This is a genomic window from Dactylosporangium sp. NPDC049742, from assembly GCF_040674675.1.
Taxonomy (GTDB): Bacteria; Actinomycetota; Actinomycetes; order Mycobacteriales; family Micromonosporaceae; genus Dactylosporangium; species Dactylosporangium maewongense.
This window is the reverse complement of record NZ_JBFANF010000068.1, coordinates 23,709-40,403: the sequence shown is the minus strand read 5'-3', so window position 1 is coordinate 40,403 and position 16,695 is coordinate 23,709. Positions and strand designations below refer to the sequence as shown.

The following is a 16,695-nucleotide window of genomic DNA, read 5'->3' as shown; positions in this document are numbered from 1 at the left end:
CCTCGGATTTTAGGGGTGGGGGTTCCTTCCGTTGGCCGCCGCCAGGAGCCTGCCGAGGCCGGGGTCGTCGTCCAAGGCATCCTTGGCCTGACCCCACTTCTCGGCCGCCTCCGCCGCGTAGTCGAACGCGGCGGACTTGAACAGTCCATGGTGGACGGTGAACCACAGCGTCCAGGTGACGTTGGACGCGACTTGATACAGACGGACCCTCGCGCGGAGGGCCTCGTCGGCGTCGGCGAAGTACTCCCCCGCCAGCAGGCCGACCAGATCCGGGTCGTAGTCGGCCTCCGCGGCGATGTCGCCGAGCTCGAATGCGGGGTCGTTGTTGCCGGACAGCTGGTAGTCGATGATCCGCACACCGTCGCCGGTGGCGATGAAGTTCTCGGCGAGCAGGTCGTTGTGGCACGGCACGCGCGGCAGCGGCCGCGCCGCCAGCGCACTCTCCAGCGCGTCCACTGTGGACGAGCGGTCCAGGTAGCCGTCCGGCAGCGGCAGGTCGTGCCGCGCGCAGACGCCGAGCAACTCGGTCCGCTTGGCGAAGATGTCGAAGTCGTTGCCGAACGCCGGGCCGGCGTGCAGCCGGCGGCAGGCGGTCGCGATGGACGGGATGATCTCGGGACGGCGCACCTCGGCGGCGCCGAGGGTCCGGCCCGGGAGGTACTCGATGACGACCGCCGGGACGTCCGGCAGGACCTCGTAGACCTGCGCGCCGACGGTCCGCGCCGCGAGCACGGTGTTGGCGATCTCCTGCTCCGGCGGGACGCCGAGGCCGGCGGCGGACACCGCGGGCTCCAGCACCCGCAGCACGTAGGACACCCCGTCGACGTCGACCCGGTAGATGTGATGGGACAGCCCGCCCTGCAGCCGCTGCCATTCGACCGCGCGGCCCACCCACGACGGGACCCGCTCCAGCAGGTCCGCGATGGACGGCACCGCAGTCATGGCACCCGGCCCCTTCGCCGCGCGGTCCACGCCGGTTACAGACCTTTTACACCCCGGGGACTGTAGTGACCGACGTCATAGTGGGGCACAGTTAACGCCTGCCACGGCCGGTCGTCAAGAGGGATCTTCGCGTTTACCGGTATCGCTTCAGACCTTTTACAAGCCCGGCACGCGGGATCACAATCATGCAATGTCGGACCTTCCAGCAGCCGCCCGCGCGGTGGTCGTCGGCGGCGGCGTCGCCGGTTGCAGCGTGGCGTATCACCTGGCGCGACTCGGCTGGACCGACGTCGTGCTGCTCGAACAGCACGAGCTCACCGACGGCACGACCTGGCACTCGGCCGGCTTCGTGGGGCAGCTGCGCTCCACGATCAGCCAGACCCGGATGATCATGTATTCGTCCGGCCTGTACGCGGAGCTGCGCACCCTCACCGGGCTGGACCCCGGCTGGCGGGGCGTCGGCGGGCTGCGCCTGGCGACCACCCCCGCACGCGTCGAGGAGCTGCGCCGGCAGGTCAGCTCGGCGACCACGTACGGCCTGGAGCTCGACCTGCTGACCGCCGCGCAGGCGAAGGAGCGGCTGCCGCTGCTCGACGTCGGCGACGTCCTCGCCGCCGGCTGGCTGCCCGGCGACGGCTGGCTGGAGCCCGCGCAGCTGGCCGCCGCGCTCGCCGCGGGCGCGACCGCGCTCGGCGTCCGGATCGTCACGGGGGTCCGCGTCACCGGCGTCGAGACGGTCTCCGGCCGGGTCGCCGCGGTCACGACCAGCGCCGGCCGGATCGCCACCGAGGTCGTCGTCAACGCCGCCGGCGCCGCCGCGGGGCGCGTCGGGCGGCTCGCCGGCGTCGACATCCCGATCGTGCCGATCAAGCACCAGTACGTCGTCACCGGCGCGCTGGACGGCGCCGACTCCACAGTGGACATCCCGACGGTCCGGGACCCCGACCGGATCGTGTACTTCCGCGGCGCCCCCGCGCCGGTCGGCGGCCTGCTCGTCGGCGGCTATGTGCGGCACCCGGCGCTGTGGGACGACCCCGACCCGCTGTCGGCGGCGCGGACCCTGTTCGAGCCCGACCTGGACACGTTCGCCGAGTCGTGGGGCAACGCGCGGCACCGCGTCCCGGCGCTGCGCACGGTCGGCATGGACCGGGTCGTGCACGGGCCGGAGGCGTTCACCCCGGACGGGGAGTTCCTGCTCGGCGAGACCTCGGTGGCCGGCTTCTGGGTCGCCGCCGGATTCTGCGTGCACGGGCTCGCCGCGGCCGGCGGCGTCGGCAAGGTGATCTCCGAGTGGATCGTCGGCGGCGCCCCGGAGTGGGACGTGTCCACGATGGACGTCCGCCGCTTCGGCGCCCACGCGGCGAGCCGCAGCTGGGCGGCGGCGAAGGCGCTCGACGGCTACTCCCGCTACTACGACGTGGTGTACCCCGGGCAGGAGTGGACCGCCGGCCGCCCGCTGCGGCGCTCCCCCGTGTGGCCGCGCCTGGCCCCGCTCGACGCCGCGCTCGGCGAGAAGGCCGGGTGGGAGCGGGCGAACTGGTTCGGCGTCAACGCGGCGCTCGCCGTGCCCGGCGTCACCGCGCCGCGCGGGTGGGCCGGGCGGCACTGGTCGCCGGCGATCGCCGCCGAGGCCGCCGCGACCGCCACCGCCGCCGGGCTGTTCGACCAGTCGTCGTTCGCGAAGCTCGACGTGCGCGGCCCGGGCGCGCTGCGGCTGCTGCAACGGCTGTGCGCCAACGACGTCGACCGTCCGGCGGGCGGGCTCACGTACACCTCGATGCTCAACGCCCGCGGAGGGGTCGAGGCGGACCTGACCGTCGCGCGACTCGGCGAGGCGCACTTCCGGATCGTCACCAGTACGGCCAGCGGGGTGCGGGACGCGGCCTGGATCCGCCGGTTCGCGGGGCCGGACGTGCTGGTGGACGACGTCACGTCGGCGCACGGCTGCCTGTGCCTGTGGGGGCCGGCGGCCCGCGACATCCTCCAGCCGCTCACCGACGCGTCGCTGGCCAACGCGGACTTCCCGTTCATGCGGGCCGCACGGCTGACGGTCGGCCCGGTGCCGGTCCTCGCCCAGCGGGTCACCTTCGTCGGCGAGCTCGGCTGGGAGCTGTACGCACCGGCCGAGTACACGCTGACGCTGTGGGACCTGCTGCTGGAGACCGGCGCCCCGCTCGGGCTGCGACCGGGCGGCTACCGGGCGATCGACTCGATGCGCCTGGAGAAGGGGTACCGCGTCTGGGGCGCCGACCTCACCACCGACACCGACCCGATCTCCGCCGGCCTCGGCCCGTTCGTCGCGCGGTCCAAGGACTTCATCGGCCGGGACGCCCTTCCCGACGCTCCGGACCGGGTGCTGCGCTGCCTCGTGCTGGACGACCCCGCCACCGTCTGCCTCGGCGGCGAGCCGGTCCGCGTCGACGGCGTGCCGTGCGGGCGGGTCACGTCCGGCGGGTTCGGCTACCGGGTCGGGGCGTCGATCGCCTACGCGTACCTGCCGGCGACGACGCCGGTCGGCACCCCCGTCGAGATCTCCGTCTTCGACCGCTGGTCCCCCGCCGTCGTGCGCGCCGAGCCCCTCTACGACCCGAAGATGCTCCGGGTGCGCGCCTAGCGGCGGAGCCGGGCGGCCGGCGGTATCGCACCCCCCGATCGTGTCGCCACGATACTGCCGGCCCGTCTGCGTAAACCCTGACCGCCCGCTGTCAAGGCAATGTCAACGCGACCTCAACCGTCGCTACGATGCACCTCGATGGAACATCCGGCACTCGGGGCAGTCGCACAGATCGGCCTGCTCGGTCCGGTCGAGGTGACCGTCGCCGGGGAGCCACGGGATGCCAGCACGCCGATGCAGCGGTGCCTGCTGGCCGCGCTCGCGCTGGACGCCGGCCGGGTGGTCACCGTCGACACGCTGGTCGACCGCCTGTGGGGCCAGGCGCCGCCGGCCGGCGCCCGCCGGACGCTGCACACCTACGTGTGGGCGGCCCGCCAGGCGCTCAGCGGCGCCGGGGACCCGATCGCCCGGACCGCCGGCGGCTACGTGCTGCGCCTGGAGGCCGAGCAGATCGACGTGTTCCGGTCCCGGCGGCTGCTCTCCGCCACCGGGCAGAACCGGGCCGCCACCCTCCAAGCGGCGGTCGACCTGTGGCGCGGCGAGCCGCTCACCGGCGTCCCCGGGGACTGGGCCGCGCGGGTGCGGGAGACGCTCGCACAGGAGCACGTCGACGTGGTGACGCAGTGGGCGGACGCCATGTCGGCGAGCGGCATGAGCCATCAGCTGATCGCACCGCTGAGCCGGCTCGCCGAGCGGTACCCGCTCGCCGACCCGATCGCCGGTGCGCTCATCCGCGCGCTCAGCGATGCCGGCCGCTCCACGGAGGCGCTGGCGCAGTTCGAGCGGCACCGCCGGCACCTCGCCGAGGAGCTGGGCGCCGATCCGGGGGCGGCCCGCCGGCACCTGACGGACGCGCTGGGCATCTACGCGACGCTGGAGTCACCCGACGCGGACCGCGTCCGGCGGCTGCTTCGCTGAGCCCGCCCCGCCGCCCGCCCGGTCAGGGCTGCTCGGGCCTGTCGATGACGCGCAGCCAGGAGCCGTCGGGCTGGCGGCGCACGACCTGGACGCGGCCGCCCTTGCCGTCGGCGGACCGGGTCCCGGTCAGTGCCAGGTCGCCGTTGAGGACGGTCGGCGTGAGCGGCTCCAGCGCGAAGTGCGGCACGTGCTCGATCATCGCCTCGCAGACCTTCCGGATGGCGTCGCGGCCGACGGTGGTCTCGCCCGGCGGGTAGGCGAGGACGGCGTCCGGCTCGTACAGCGCGGCGAGCCCCTCGGCGTCGCCGGCGTTGGCGCGCTCCACGAACAGGCGGGTCAGGTCCTCGGGTGTCTTCGCTGTCGCAGTCATGCCTCCACCGTGCGCCCGTTCGACGTATAACTCCAAGACCGGTTCCTGCTGACTTCTAGCATCGGTGCTTATGGAGCTGCATCAGCTGGTGTACCTGGTGGCCGTCGCCGAGGAGGCGAGCTTCACCCGCGCGGCGGCCCGGCTGCGGGTGGCGCAGCCGGGGGTGAGCGCGCAGGTCAGGAAGCTGGAGCGGGAGCTGGGGCAGGAGCTGCTGGACCGGTCCGGCCGGGAGGTCCGGCTGACCGCGGCCGGCGCGGCGGTCCTGCCCTACGCCCGGGCGGCCCTCGCGGCCGTCGAGGGTGCCCGGCAGACCGCCGCGGAGCTCGCCGGGCTGGCCCGCGGCCGGCTCGCGATCGGCACCGTGACCTCGCACGACGTCGACCTGCCCGGGGTGCTCGCCGACTTCCACGCCGCGCACCCGGGGGTCGAGATCACCCTCACCGAGGACACCACCGACCGGCTCGTCGAGGGGCTGCTCTCCGGGCGTCTGGACGCGGCGGTCATCGCGTACGACACCCCGCCGCCCGACCTCGGCGTGCGCATGCTCACCGACGAGGCGATCGACGCCGCGGTCGCCACCGGTCACGCCTGGGCCCGGCGGTCGGCGGTGCGGATCGCGGACCTGCGCGACCGGCCCCTCGTCTGCCTCCCCGGCGGCACCGGCATCCGCGGCATCCTCGAGTCGGCGTGCGCGGCCGCCGGGTTCGCGCCCCGGGTGGCGTTCGAGGCGGGGACGCCGCAGGTGGTGGCCCGGCTGGCCGCGCGCGGGCTGGGCGTGGCGATCCTGCCGGCGTCGATCGCCCGCGGCTTCGACGGGCTGCACGCGCTGCGGATCACGCGCCCCGCGCTGAGCGGCCGGCTCGGCCTCGCGTGGCGCCGCACCGGCCCCCGATCGGCCGCCGCCGCGGCGTTCCTCGCCCGCTTCCCGTCCCACGGTGCCTGATCACGGTGCCTGACTACCAGGGCACCGGACCGTCCTCGTCGTAGAAGCCCCCGGTCGGGCCGTCCGCCGGAAGGGTGGCCAGGCGGACCGCCGCGATCGCACCCTGCGCCGGGGTCCGCGGGCCGGCGTGGCCGTTCATGTCGGTCGCGCAGTAGCCGGGGTCGGCGGCGTTGACCTTGATCGCCGTCGCGCGCAGCTCGTTGGCGTACGAGACGGTGACCGCGTTCAGCGCGCTCTTGGACGCGTTGTACGCCAGGAGCGGGTTCTGCGCGTACACGTGCGACGGCTCCGTGGTGAACGCGAGGGACCCCAGCCCGCTGCTGAGGTTGACGATCCGCCCCGCGTCGGAGCGCCGCAGCGCGGGCAGCGCCGCGTTGGTGACCGCGACGACGCCGAACACGTTCGTCGCGAACGTGTTCCGCAGCAGGTCGACCGGGGTCCCGCTGGGCGGCGCGCCCCGCTCCAGCAGCACGCCGGCGTTGTTGACCAGCACGTCGAGCCGCTCCAGGGCCGCCAGCCGGCCGACGCTGTCCTCGTCGGTCACGTCCAGGGTGATCGCCGTCGCGAACGGGCCGAGCGCCGCGGCCGCCTCCTTGCCGCGCACCGCGTCCCGCGCGCCGACCAGGACCTTCATGCCGTGCCTGGTGCCGAGCAGCTTCGCGATCTCGAATCCGATGCCTTTGTTCGCGCCCGTGACGAGGGCGACGCGTGGTTCGTCCATGCCCGCCACGCTGCCCGCCGGGCGGCGATCGCGGCAGAGCCGTGCCGAACATCGGATCGGCGGTCCCTGGTTGGCGCCTGGCCGGTTGCCGCGCGGTCCGGCAGCATGGAACGCATGGACCGGGAACAGCTCGCCGCGTTTCTCCGCAGCCGCCGGGCGAAGGTCCTCCCGGCCGACGTCGGCATCGACGGCGGCGCCCGCCGGCGCACCCCCGGCCTGCGCCGCGAGGAGGTGGCCCGGCTCGCGGGCATCTCGGTCGACTACTACGCCCGCCTGGAGCAGGCCCGCGGCCCCCGCCCGTCGCGGCAGGTGCTCGGCGCGCTCGGCCGGGCGCTGCGCCTGCAGGACGACGAGCGCACCTACCTCTTCCAGGTCTCCGGCGAGCAGCCCGCCCTCCCCGCCGGGCCGTCGCCGCACGTGTCGGCGGGCATCCTGCACCTGCTGGACCGCCTCGACGACACCCCGGCGTTCGTGATCGACGCGAAGTACGAGCTGCTCGCCTGGAACCCGATGGCCGTCGCCCTGATGGGTGACCCCGCCGCCGTCATGCCCGGCTCGCGCAACATGATCTGGAACCTGTTCACCGGCCCCGCCGATCTGACGGCGCCGGAGACGTCGCAGTTCGCCGACGAGTGCGTGGCGGACCTGCGGGCGGCGTCCGTCCGGTACCCCGGTGACCCCGGCATCCAGTCGCTCATCGCGCGGCTGCGCTCGGCCAGCCCGGACTTCACCCGCCGCTGGGACGAGCACCAGGTCTGCGCCCGCCGCACCACGACGAAGCGCCTCGACCACCCCGTCCACGGCGAGCTGGTCTTCGACTGCGAGGTCCTCGACATCGCCGACGCCGGCCAGAAGGTGATCTTCTACACGGCCGAGGCGGGCTCGCACAGCGCGTGGGTGCTGTGCTCGCTGCGCCAGCGCCCCGCGTACGCCGGCTGAACCGCCGTCAGTGGCGGGCGGCCTGGGCGATCTGGTTGCGGAAGCCGGGGCCCAGGGTCGAGGCCTTCGCCGACTCGTGGGTGAGGCGGGCGCTGAGCAGGCCGCCCTGGCGGGCGATCCCCGCGGCGAGCGCCGGCACCAGCGGCAGCAGCCAGTCGGCCAGGAGGCCGCGGGCCGGCAGGTACGCGACGAGCAGCACGGCGAGCGCGACCGCGACCCCCTCGACCATGCCGCGCCAGGCGCCCCGGCCCGAGGCGGCGACCGCCTCGCGGCGGGTGATCGTGGCGGTGTCGAGGCCGTCGAGCGCCCTGGTGTCGCGGCGGCCGAGGTTGAAGCAGGCACACCCGACGCTCGTGGAGACACCGAGCACCGTCGCGGCGACGACGCTCCTGGTCAGCAGGACCGTCAGCCCGAACACCGCCCCGCCGGCCCCGCAGGCGACGAGGGCGCGCAGCCACTCCTTCTTGTCCCCCGGGTACCAGTAGTAACGCGTGGTGTTGGGCGTCAGCTGCCGGATGATGTGGCCCATGCGAAGCTTCCCTTGTTCAGCCGGGTGGCCTCTTGATCATCCTGCACACGGGGGCAGTTTGCCGGGAAATGGCGGTTTAGAACAGTACGGTCGCGAAGGTGCCCACCTGCTGGAACCCGCACCGTTCGTACACCGCGCGGGCCGGCGTGTTGTAGTCGTTGACATACAGGCTGACCGATGGCGCCACGCGCCGCAGGGCGTCGCGCACGATCGCGGCGATCCCGCCCCGGGCCAGCCCCCGGCCGCGCCACTCCGGCGCGGTCCAGACGCCCTGGATCTGCGCGGTGTGCTTGGTGACCACCGCCAGCTCGGCCTTGAACACGACCTTGCCGTTGATCACCCGCGCGTAGGCCCGGCGGGCCCGGACGAGCTCGCCGACCCGCTCCCGGTAGGAGCGCTCGCCGCCGTCGGCGGTCGGTGAGACGCCGACCTCCTCGGTGTACATCGCGACCGCCGCTGGGAAGAGCAGGTCGATCTCGTCGGGCCGGACGAGGCGCACCCCGGGGTCCGCGGGCACCGGCGCCGGCGACGAGGTCGCCATCAGCGGCTGGTTCGGCCGTACGTCACGCGCCGGCCCCCAGGAGGGTGCCAGCCGGCTCCACAGGCCGAGGACCGCGTCGGCGGACCCGACGATCGACGAGCAGCCGCGCGGCTCACCCGCGACCATGTCGGCGAACGCCGCGACGGCCGGCGCCGAGGCGTTGACGGGGATCAGGTTGGCGCCGAGCCAGCACAGCGACTCCAGGTGGCGGCGCGACCCGTAACCGAAGATCCGGGCGTCCTGTCGCCACCACGCCAGCCCGGCCATCGAGATCCGCTCCGCGACCTGGGCGCCGCCGAACGGGTCGCCGTCGAGCAGCCGCTCGACCGCGCCGCGCTCGGCGTCGCCGAGGAGCCTCGCCGCCACCGTTAGCATGCGTACAAGCCTGCCAGATGCACCCGGGGACAGCCGCACATACCCGCCGCCGCCGTCCCCGTGTCAGGCACTAGTGGACCGTGACGGAGGGTCCGAGGCCGCGCAGCTCCTCGGGCAGATCGACACCCATCTCCTCGGCGAGGCGCAGCGCCTCCTCGACCAGGGTCTCCACGATCTGCGACTCGGGCACCGTCTTGATGACCTTGCCCTGGACGAAGATCTGCCCCTTGCCGTTGCCGGACGCGACGCCGAGGTCCGCCTCACGCGCCTCACCCGGACCGTTGACGACGCAGCCCATGACCGCGACCCGCAGCGGCGCCGGGAACCCGTCGAGCGCGGCGGTGACCTGCTCGGCCAGGGTGTAGACGTCGACCTGGGCGCGGCCGCAGGACGGGCACGAGACGATCTCCAGGCCGCGCTCGCGCAGGCCGAGCGCCTCGAGGATCGCGTTGCCGACCTTGATCTCCTCGACCGGCGGCGCCGACAGGGAGACGCGGATCGTGTCGCCGATGCCCTCGGCGAGCAGCGCGCCGAACGCGACGGACGACTTGATCGTGCCCTGGAACGCCGGGCCGGCCTCGGTGACGCCCAGGTGCAGCGGGTAGTCGCACTGCTCGGCGAGCTGCCGGTACGCGCGGATCATCACGACGGGGTCGTTGTGCTTGACCGAGATCTTGATGTCGCGGAAGCCGTGCTCCTCGAACAGCGAGCACTCCCACAGCGCCGACTCGACCAGCGCCTCGGCGGTCGCCTTGCCGTACTTCTCCAGCAGGCGCTTGTCGAGGGAGCCGGCGTTGACGCCGATGCGGATCGGGATGCCCGCGTCGGAGGCCGCCTTGGCGATCTCCTTGACCTTGTCGTCGAACTGGCGGATGTTGCCCGGGTTGACCCGGACGGCCGCGCAGCCGGCGTCGATCGCCGCGAACACGTACTTCGGCTGGAAGTGGATGTCGGCGATGACCGGGATCTGCGACTTCTTCGCGATCGCCGGCAGCGCCTCGACGTCGTCCTGGCTGGGCACGGCGACCCGCACGATCTGGCAGCCCGAGGCGGTGAGCTCGGCGATCTGCTGGAGCGTGCTGTTGACGTCGGCGGTGAGCGTGGTCGCCATGGACTGCACGGACACCGGCGCGCCGCCACCGACCGGCACGGAGCCGACCATGATCTGGCGTGACTTGCGGCGCGGTGCGAGCGCCGGCGGGGGGACGGCCGGCAGGCCGAGGCTGACAGCGGTCATGGAATGCGCCACCTGTTTCAGGTCTTGTGATCGTCTACTTGAGGCTGATCGGGTTCACGAAGTCGGCGGTCACCGTCAGCAGGACGAAGACGCCGAGGATGCCTATCACGCCCAGCGTGATGGGCGCCAGCTTGTAGTAGTCCACCCGACCTGGGTCGGGTTTGCCCAGCTTGGCCGCGAACCAGGACCGCACGCGCTCGAACCAGGCGATCGCGATGTGACCGCCGTCCATCGGCAGCAGCGGGAACAGGTTGAAGATGCCGAAGAACAGGTTCAGGCTGGCGAAGAGCAGCAGCAGCGAGGCCCAGTCGCCGAGCTCGAACAGCTCGCCGCCGATCCGGCTGGCGCCGACGACGCTGACCGGGGTCTCCGGGTCGCGCTTCTCGCCGAAGATCGCCTTGAACAGGTTGGGCACCTTCTCCGGGATGTCCTTGAACGAGGCGAACGTGCGGTCGATCAGCGACCAGGTGATGGTGAACGTCTTGTCGACGCCCTCGACCGGGCCGTACGAGACGTGCGGGATGTCCGAGGTCCGCGGGGCGATGCTGATGCCCAGCAGGCCGCCCTGCTCCAGGTCGGCCGCGGTGATCTTGTCGTAGGTCTTGGACTTGTCCACGTCGGGCTTGAGCCGCTGCGCCTCGGGGATGCTGGCGGTGCCGCTGAGCTCCTTGCCGTCGCGGGTCCACGTCACCGTGACGGTCTTGTTGGTCGCCTTCTTGAGCTCCTCGCGCAGCACGGCCGAGCTGGGCGTGGCGACCCCGTCGACCGACGTGATCAGGTCGCCGGACTTGAGGCCGAGCTGGGCCGCCGGGCTCTTCGGGTCCTTGGCCGGGTCGCAGGCCTTCGGCAGCTTGGTGCTCGCGTCGTACTCCCACTTGGTGGCGATGCACTCGGTGACCGGGCCGACGCGGACCGGCCAGGAGTCCTGCTTGGTCTCCGGGTCGGGGATGCCGACGAACGAGAAGAGCACCCACAGCGTGATGAGGGTGATCGCGAAGTGGGTGATGGAGCCCGCGCTCATCACGATCGTCCGCTTCCACACCGGGAAGCGCCACATGGCCCGCGGGTCGTCGGCGCCGGAGACACCGGTCACCGGGTCGACGTCGTCCTCCTGAGGGGTCATCCCGACGATCTTCACGAAGCCGCCGAACGGCAGCGCCTTGATGCCGTACTCGGTCTCGCCGCGCTTGAACGACCAGATCGTCGGGCCGAACCCGGCGAAGTACTTGGTCACCCGCATGCCGAACCATTTGGCGGTCAGCATGTGCCCCGCTTCGTGCAGACACACCGCGAACAGGATCCCCACCGCGAAGAGGACGATCCCCACCGTGAACGCCATCAGGCCCCTTTCCCGCCCGCGATCCGCTCGCGCGCATAGGCCCGCGCCCAGGATTCGGCGGCGAGCACGTCATCGACGGTACCTGGTTCGGCAAAGTCCGGTGCGTCCGTAAGGGTCTGCTCCAAAGTCTCCACAATTCCGAGGAATGGAAGCTCACCCGCTGTGAACGCGGCCACACACTCCTCGTTGGCGGCGTTGTAGATCGCCGGCCGGCACCGGCCCGCCTCCCCGGCCGCCTTCGCCAGCGCGACCGCGGGGAACGCCTCCTCGTCGAGCGGGCGCAGCTCCCACGTGTGTGCGCTGGTCCAGTCCACGCCGGGCGCGGCGTCGGCGACCCGGTCGGGCCAGCCGAGGGCGAGCGCGATCGGCAGGCGCATGTCGGGCGGGCTGCACTGGGCGAGCGTCGAGCCGTCGTGGAACTCGACCAGCGAGTGGATCACCGACTGCGGGTGGACCATGACGTGGATGTCGCGGTACGGCACCCCGAACAGCTCGTGCGTCTCGATCACCTCGAGACCCTTGTTGACGAGCGTGGCGCTGTTGATCGTGACGACCGGGCCCATGTCCCAGGTCGGATGGGCGAGCGCCTCCTGCGGGGTGACCCCGACGAGCTGCTCGCGGGTCCGGCCGCGGAACGCGCCGCCCGACGCGGTCAGGATCAGGCGCCTGACCTCCTTGGCCGTGCCGCCCCGCAGCCCCTGCGCGAGGGCCGAGTGCTCCGAGTCGACCGGGACGATCTGGCCCGGCCGGGCGGCGGCTCGTACGAGCGGACCACCGGCGACCAGGGACTCCTTGTTGGCCAGGGCCAGGATGCGGCCGGCCCGCAGTGCGGCGAGCGTCGGGGCCAGGCCCAGCGAGCCGACGACCCCGTTGAGGACCATGTCGCACGGCCACTGCGCCAGCTCGGTCATCGCGTCGGGCCCGGCGACGATCTTCGGCAGCCGGAAGTCGCCGGTCGCCCAGCCGCGGCGGGCGGCCTCGCTGTAGAACGCGAGCTGCAGGTCCTGCGCGGCGGTGGCCTTCGCCACGCCGACCGCGTCGACACCGAGCTCCAGCGCCTGCTCGGCGAGCAGGCGGACGTTGCCACCGCCGGCGCCGATCGCGACCACTCGGAATTTGTCGGGATTACGACGGACGATGTCGATCGCTTGGGTGCCGATCGAGCCGGTCGAGCCCAGCAGGACGATCTCGCGGGGGATCACCCGTCCATTGTCTCAGGCGTGCACGTGCCGAGGTGGCCGACCGGGTGCCGATGCCGCGGGGGCACACAGTGGTGCGCCCCCGCGACCGACCGTCATCGCGGTGAATCCCAGATGCCATCCCCGTTAGTACACATGTACCAATTATAGATCATCACTTGCCACCGGGCAATCGAATTACGGGGCCACGCGGTGCAGGTCACGCGGGAAGAGCGTGGTCTCGCGGACGTTCGAAGCGCCGGTCAGACGGGCCATGAACCGCTCCAGCCCGATCGCGAACCCGCCGTGCGGCGGCATGCCGTGCCGGAACGCCTCGAGGTACGTCTCCAGCGGCCCCGTGTTGTGGTCCAGGGCCGCCAGGTAGTCCTCGTGCCGGTGCAGCCGCTGCCCGCCCGTGACCAGCTCGAGCCCCCGGAACAGCAGGTCGAAGGAGTTGGACCAGCGCGGCTCACCCGGCTGCGGATGGGTGTAGAAGGGCCGCTTGCGCATCGGGTACCCCTCCACGTAGAGGAAGTCCGAACCGTGCTCCCGCGCGGCCCACTCCCCCAGCGCGCGCTCGTGCTCCGGGGCGAGGTCGGGCTCGTCCTCCGGCGCGCCCGCGATCTTGAGCGCCTCCGCGAAGTGCAGCACCGGGATCTGCGCCGGCACCGCCGCCTGGAACCCGAACTCCTGCACGGCGCCGACCATCGCCCGGATCACCTCGGTGAGCACGGCCATGACGTCGCGGTGGCTCTCGATGAACCCCAGCTCGGCGTCGAGGGACGTGTACGTCGCCAGGTGGCGGGACGTGTCGTGCGGCTCGGCCCGGAAGACGGGGCCGACCTCGTACACCCGCTCGAAGACGCCGACCATGGTCTGCTTGTAGAACTGCGGCGACTGCGCCAGGTACGCCTTCGCGCCGAAGTAGTCGATCTCGAACACGTTGGCGCCGCTCTCCGTGGCGCTGCCGACGATCTTCGGCGTGAACACCTCGGTGAAGCCCCGCTCGTCCAGCGCCCGGCGGAACGCGCCGACCGCCTTCGCCGACGCCGCGAACACCTTCTTGCGCTGCGGGTGCCGCAACGTCACGGCGGCGTGGTCCAGCAGCATCGGCAGCGACGCGTTGAGCTCCGGCCGGAACAGCTCCACGGGCGGCGGCTCAGCCTCCCCCAGCACGGTGAACACCGGCTCGACCAGCTCCACCCCGCCGGGCGCCGCCTCGTTGGCGACGACCCGCCCCGTCACCGCGACGACCTGCTCCTCCGCCGGCACCGCCGACTCCTTGCACACGATCTGCAGCAGGCCTTCGCGGTCGCGCAGGACCACGAACGCGACCTTGGCGAGCAGCCGCCGCCGATGGACCCAGCCGGCGACGTTCACCGTTTCGCCGATGTACTGAGGAAGCTGGCTGGACAGGATGCGATGCATGACACCTCCCGAGAGACTCCGCTCCCCGGAGGTGTGGGCGATGGGGCCGGTCGCGGTGCCACCACACCTTCGCCACGGCATGCCGCCGTGACCTTGATGCAACGGCTCAGCGGCAGCACCACCATGCGTTCGTCAGGCGCGGATGCGTCCGCCTCATCGCCGTGCCCATTGATCATAAGCAAGTTTTCGGTTCCGCCGCGACGGGAAATCAACCCGCGTGAGCAGCACCCGGCAGGTCCCCGAAACGCGCCTGATGTCCCGCGACGACCTCTCCGCCGACGACGCCTGGCACACGCTGCGGCGACACGGCGGCTGGTGCCTGCTGCGCGACGCCTTCCTGCGCTTCCGGTACGGCGACGGCTTCAGCCACGCGCGCGCCCTCGGGCTGCAGCTCTGCCTCGCGATCGTGCCGTTCCTGATCGCCCTCACCGGTCTGGTCAGCAAGCTCGGCGTCGCCGAGGGCGGCGAGGTCGTCGCGGACACCGTGCTCGCCCTCACCCCCGGCGCCAGCGACCAGCTCGTCCACGACCTGCTCGCCGACTCCGAGCGCGCCGAGTCCATCGGCGAGTTCGCCCTCACCGCCGGTCTGCTCACCGGGATGGTCGCCCTCACCACCGCGATGGCCCAGATCGAACGCGGTGCCAACCGCATCTACGGCGTCGAACGCGACCGCCCCGCCCACCTCAAGTACGGCCGCGCGGTCCTGCTCGCCGCCGGCGCCGGCATCCCCGCCCTGGCCGGCTTCCTCATGCTGGTGGCCGGCGGCGACCTCGGCCGCTCCGTCCGCGCCCACTACCCCTCCTGGGGCGCCCCCGTCGACGCCGTCTGGCAGTTCCTGCGCTGGCCCTTCAGCGTCGCCCTCGTCGTCACCGCGGTCGCCGCCATCTTCCGCTTCACCCCACGCCGCCGCCAGCCCGCCTTCTCCTGGCTCCTCTTCGGCGCCGCCCTCTCCACCGCCTTCTGGTGGCTCATCAGCGCCCTCCTGGCGTTCTACGTCAGCAGCAGCGACGCCTTCGGCGCCACCTACGGCGCCCTCACCGGCATCATGGCCCTACTCCTGTGGGCGAACCTGACGGGGATCGCCCTGTTCCTGGGGATCGCCTTCGGCGCCCAGCTGGAGGCCCTGCGCGTCGGCGTCCCCGAACCCGTCGTCGAGGACCAGTGGGTCCCCGTCGACGAACAACTCGACCGCGACCCCGACACCGATCCCCAGGCCTTCGCCCACGACCAGCTCAACACCCCCACCCGCTGACTCCCCCTGCTCCCAAACGATCCCGGCAGCCAGAACCACAACCATCCGGGATCATGCTGCGGCCACCTCGACACCGCCGTGGAAGCGGAACCCCGAGCCGACCGGTAAGGGCTTTGGTCGCCGCAGCCCGGCCGAGTCCAGCGCAGCAACGCCGCTTCCCCCGCCGACCCGGACCCCAGCCAGGATCAGCGCCGGCCAGCCAACGACAACGCCCCAGGCGGCCGGACCGGAGTCCGAGGACCCGAGAGCGGCCGGCAGCAGTGCCACGACGGATGCCCCGACTCGGACGCTCCCGGAACCCGCCTAAGAGATCAGTTCAGAATGAGCTGGTATGTCGGATTGCCTGAGCGGGCAAGGTGATCGATGCTCGGGCCGTGTCTGACGCGGTGCTCACGGATGGGCTGTGGTCGCGGTTGGAGCCGCTGATCCCGGTGCGGCAGCGGCGGTTCCGGTATCCCGGCCGTGCGCGGTCTGGCAACAGTTGCACGAGCTGATCCTGGCCGAGCTGCGTGCTGCCGGCAGCCTGGATCGTTCCGCGGCGATCGTCGACTCGTCGCATCTGCGGGCACTCAAAGGGGGACTTCACCGGTCCCAGCCCGGTAGACCGGGGCAAGCCGGGCAGCAAACGCCACGTGATCACCGACGCCGCCGGTATCCCCTTGGCGGTGATCCTGACCGGCGGCAACCGCAACAACATCACCCAGCTCCTGCCACTGCTGGACGCCGTCTCACCCGTGCGCGGTCTGGTCTGACGTACCGCCGGCTGCTGCGCGCCCACGGCGTGACCCCGCACATCGCCCGCCCCGACACCGCCCACGGCTCCGACCTCGGCACACACCGCCGGCCCGTCGAACGCACCATCGCCTGGCTGCACGCGTTCAAGAAGCTCAGACCGCGAACCGAACGCCGCGCTGACATCCACCGAGCACTCGTCAGCCTGGCCTGCTCAGTCATCTGCCTCCGCCAGCTCATTCTGAACTGACCCCTAAGCCGACGCGATCGCCAGGCGAGCGGCCGACAGCCCAGGGCCCAGGCTGGCGCGGGACGGGTCAGGCCAACACCGACAGACAGCGACTGGAACGCCGGCGCCGCCACCCGAGAGCTCCCGCGCACAGCCGGGGAGCGGTCAGGAACGGGTCAGGTCGGCCTTCAGGTGCGGGCCCACCCGCGCCGCACGATCCAGTCGCCCAGCTTGCGGCCGGAAGCGGGCAGGAGCCCCCAAGCCCCTCAAGCACCCCAAGCCCTCAAGCACCCCAAGCCCCCGAGCACGCCCAGCACGCCCAGCACGCCCAGCACGCCCAGCACGCCCAGCACGCCCAGCACGCCCAGCACGCCCAGCACGCCCAGCACGCCCAGCACGCCCAGCACG

At 72.5% G+C, this 16,695-nt stretch carries 14 protein-coding genes and 1 pseudogene; 6 read left to right on the top strand and 9 right to left on the bottom strand.

Annotation, left to right across the window (positions count from 1 at the left end; genetic code table 11):
- Positions 1–9 precede the first annotated feature (9 nt).
- On the bottom strand, positions 10–942 hold the full coding sequence (locus AB0J72_RS48520; protein ID WP_363412713.1) for a choline/ethanolamine kinase family protein: 933 nt from the start codon (positions 940–942) through the stop codon (positions 10–12).
- 190 nt (positions 943–1,132) lie between these two features.
- On the opposite strand from AB0J72_RS48520, the gene AB0J72_RS48515 reads away from it, so the two are divergent.
- Both AB0J72_RS48515 and AB0J72_RS48510 read left to right on the top strand, forming a co-directional pair.
- Positions 1,133–3,556 (top strand): FAD-dependent oxidoreductase, encoded by a 2,424-nt coding sequence (locus tag AB0J72_RS48515; protein WP_363412711.1) that lies wholly within the window; start codon positions 1,133–1,135, stop codon positions 3,554–3,556.
- Between the two features lie 138 nt (positions 3,557–3,694).
- Positions 3,695–4,474 (top strand): BTAD domain-containing putative transcriptional regulator, encoded by a 780-nt coding sequence (locus AB0J72_RS48510; RefSeq protein WP_363412709.1) that lies wholly within the window; start codon positions 3,695–3,697, stop codon positions 4,472–4,474.
- Positions 4,475–4,496: 22 nt separating this feature from the next.
- On the opposite strand, the gene AB0J72_RS48505 is transcribed toward AB0J72_RS48510, so the two are convergent.
- Positions 4,497–4,844, bottom strand: a complete 348-nt coding sequence (locus AB0J72_RS48505) for a nuclear transport factor 2 family protein (RefSeq protein ID WP_344507887.1) — start codon at positions 4,842–4,844, stop codon at positions 4,497–4,499.
- Positions 4,845–4,914: 70 nt separating this feature from the next.
- Between AB0J72_RS48505 and AB0J72_RS48500 the strand changes: the two genes are divergently transcribed.
- The gene (locus AB0J72_RS48500) at positions 4,915–5,787 is read left to right on the top strand and encodes a LysR substrate-binding domain-containing protein (protein WP_363412707.1); all 873 of its coding nucleotides are present in this window, start codon (positions 4,915–4,917) and stop codon (positions 5,785–5,787) included.
- Positions 5,788–5,800: 13 nt separating this feature from the next.
- Here the strand turns inward: AB0J72_RS48500 and AB0J72_RS48495 are convergent, their stop codons facing one another.
- Positions 5,801–6,508 carry an SDR family oxidoreductase gene (locus tag AB0J72_RS48495; protein WP_344507891.1) on the bottom strand — a complete coding sequence of 236 codons (708 nt, stop codon included), beginning with the start codon at positions 6,506–6,508 and terminating at the stop codon, positions 5,801–5,803.
- 114 nt (positions 6,509–6,622) lie between these two features.
- On the opposite strand from AB0J72_RS48495, the gene AB0J72_RS48490 reads away from it, so the two are divergent.
- Positions 6,623–7,447, top strand: a complete 825-nt coding sequence (locus tag AB0J72_RS48490; RefSeq protein ID WP_363412705.1) for a helix-turn-helix transcriptional regulator — start codon at positions 6,623–6,625, stop codon at positions 7,445–7,447.
- Positions 7,448–7,454: 7 nt separating this feature from the next.
- On the opposite strand, the gene AB0J72_RS48485 is transcribed toward AB0J72_RS48490, so the two are convergent.
- The 6 genes from AB0J72_RS48485 to aspS form a co-directional block, all read right to left on the bottom strand.
- Positions 7,455–7,976 carry a hypothetical protein gene (locus AB0J72_RS48485; protein ID WP_344507895.1) on the bottom strand — a complete coding sequence of 174 codons (522 nt, stop codon included), beginning with the start codon at positions 7,974–7,976 and terminating at the stop codon, positions 7,455–7,457.
- A gap of 76 nt (positions 7,977–8,052) precedes the next feature.
- Positions 8,053–8,892: a GNAT family N-acetyltransferase gene (locus tag AB0J72_RS48480; protein ID WP_344507896.1), complete on the bottom strand. Its 840-nt coding sequence runs from the start codon at positions 8,890–8,892 to the stop codon at positions 8,053–8,055.
- Between the two features lie 70 nt (positions 8,893–8,962).
- On the bottom strand, positions 8,963–10,129 hold the full coding sequence (gene ispG, locus AB0J72_RS48475; RefSeq protein WP_344507898.1) for a flavodoxin-dependent (E)-4-hydroxy-3-methylbut-2-enyl-diphosphate synthase: 1,167 nt from the start codon (positions 10,127–10,129) through the stop codon (positions 8,963–8,965).
- A gap of 34 nt (positions 10,130–10,163) precedes the next feature.
- Positions 10,164–11,468: a site-2 protease family protein gene (locus AB0J72_RS48470; RefSeq protein WP_363412703.1), complete on the bottom strand. Its 1,305-nt coding sequence runs from the start codon at positions 11,466–11,468 to the stop codon at positions 10,164–10,166.
- Positions 11,468–12,655: a 1-deoxy-D-xylulose-5-phosphate reductoisomerase gene (gene dxr / locus AB0J72_RS48465; RefSeq protein ID WP_363412767.1), complete on the bottom strand. Its 1,188-nt coding sequence runs from the start codon at positions 12,653–12,655 to the stop codon at positions 11,468–11,470. The genes AB0J72_RS48470 and dxr overlap by 1 nt, the downstream gene beginning before the upstream one ends.
- Before the next feature lie 189 nt (positions 12,656–12,844).
- Entirely contained in the window at positions 12,845–14,074 is a 1,230-nt protein-coding gene (aspS, locus tag AB0J72_RS48460) for an aspartate--tRNA(Asn) ligase (protein WP_363412701.1), read from the bottom strand.
- Between the two features lie 217 nt (positions 14,075–14,291).
- Between aspS and AB0J72_RS48455 the strand changes: the two genes are divergently transcribed.
- Entirely contained in the window at positions 14,292–15,326 is a 1,035-nt protein-coding gene (locus AB0J72_RS48455) for a YihY/virulence factor BrkB family protein (RefSeq protein WP_363412700.1), read from the top strand.
- 374 nt (positions 15,327–15,700) lie between these two features.
- Positions 15,701–16,308 (top strand): annotated as a pseudogene (locus AB0J72_RS48450) (transposase).
- Positions 16,309–16,695: the final 387 nt, after the last annotated feature.

Coding starts and splice junctions, on each gene's coding strand:
- AB0J72_RS48520 (WP_363412713.1), bottom strand. CDS start 942: ATGACTGCGGTGCCGTCCATCGCGGACCTGCTGGAGCGGGTCCCGTCG.
- AB0J72_RS48515 (WP_363412711.1), top strand. CDS start 1,133: ATGTCGGACCTTCCAGCAGCCGCCCGCGCGGTGGTCGTCGGCGGCGGC.
- AB0J72_RS48510 (WP_363412709.1), top strand. CDS start 3,695: ATGGAACATCCGGCACTCGGGGCAGTCGCACAGATCGGCCTGCTCGGT.
- AB0J72_RS48505 (WP_344507887.1), bottom strand. CDS start 4,844: ATGACTGCGACAGCGAAGACACCCGAGGACCTGACCCGCCTGTTCGTG.
- AB0J72_RS48500 (WP_363412707.1), top strand. CDS start 4,915: ATGGAGCTGCATCAGCTGGTGTACCTGGTGGCCGTCGCCGAGGAGGCG.
- AB0J72_RS48495 (WP_344507891.1), bottom strand. CDS start 6,508: ATGGACGAACCACGCGTCGCCCTCGTCACGGGCGCGAACAAAGGCATC.
- AB0J72_RS48490 (WP_363412705.1), top strand. CDS start 6,623: ATGGACCGGGAACAGCTCGCCGCGTTTCTCCGCAGCCGCCGGGCGAAG.
- AB0J72_RS48485 (WP_344507895.1), bottom strand. CDS start 7,976: ATGGGCCACATCATCCGGCAGCTGACGCCCAACACCACGCGTTACTAC.
- AB0J72_RS48480 (WP_344507896.1), bottom strand. CDS start 8,892: ATGCTAACGGTGGCGGCGAGGCTCCTCGGCGACGCCGAGCGCGGCGCG.
- ispG (WP_344507898.1), bottom strand. CDS start 10,129: ATGACCGCTGTCAGCCTCGGCCTGCCGGCCGTCCCCCCGCCGGCGCTC.
- AB0J72_RS48470 (WP_363412703.1), bottom strand. CDS start 11,468: ATGGCGTTCACGGTGGGGATCGTCCTCTTCGCGGTGGGGATCCTGTTC.
- aspS (WP_363412701.1), bottom strand. CDS start 14,074: ATGCATCGCATCCTGTCCAGCCAGCTTCCTCAGTACATCGGCGAAACG.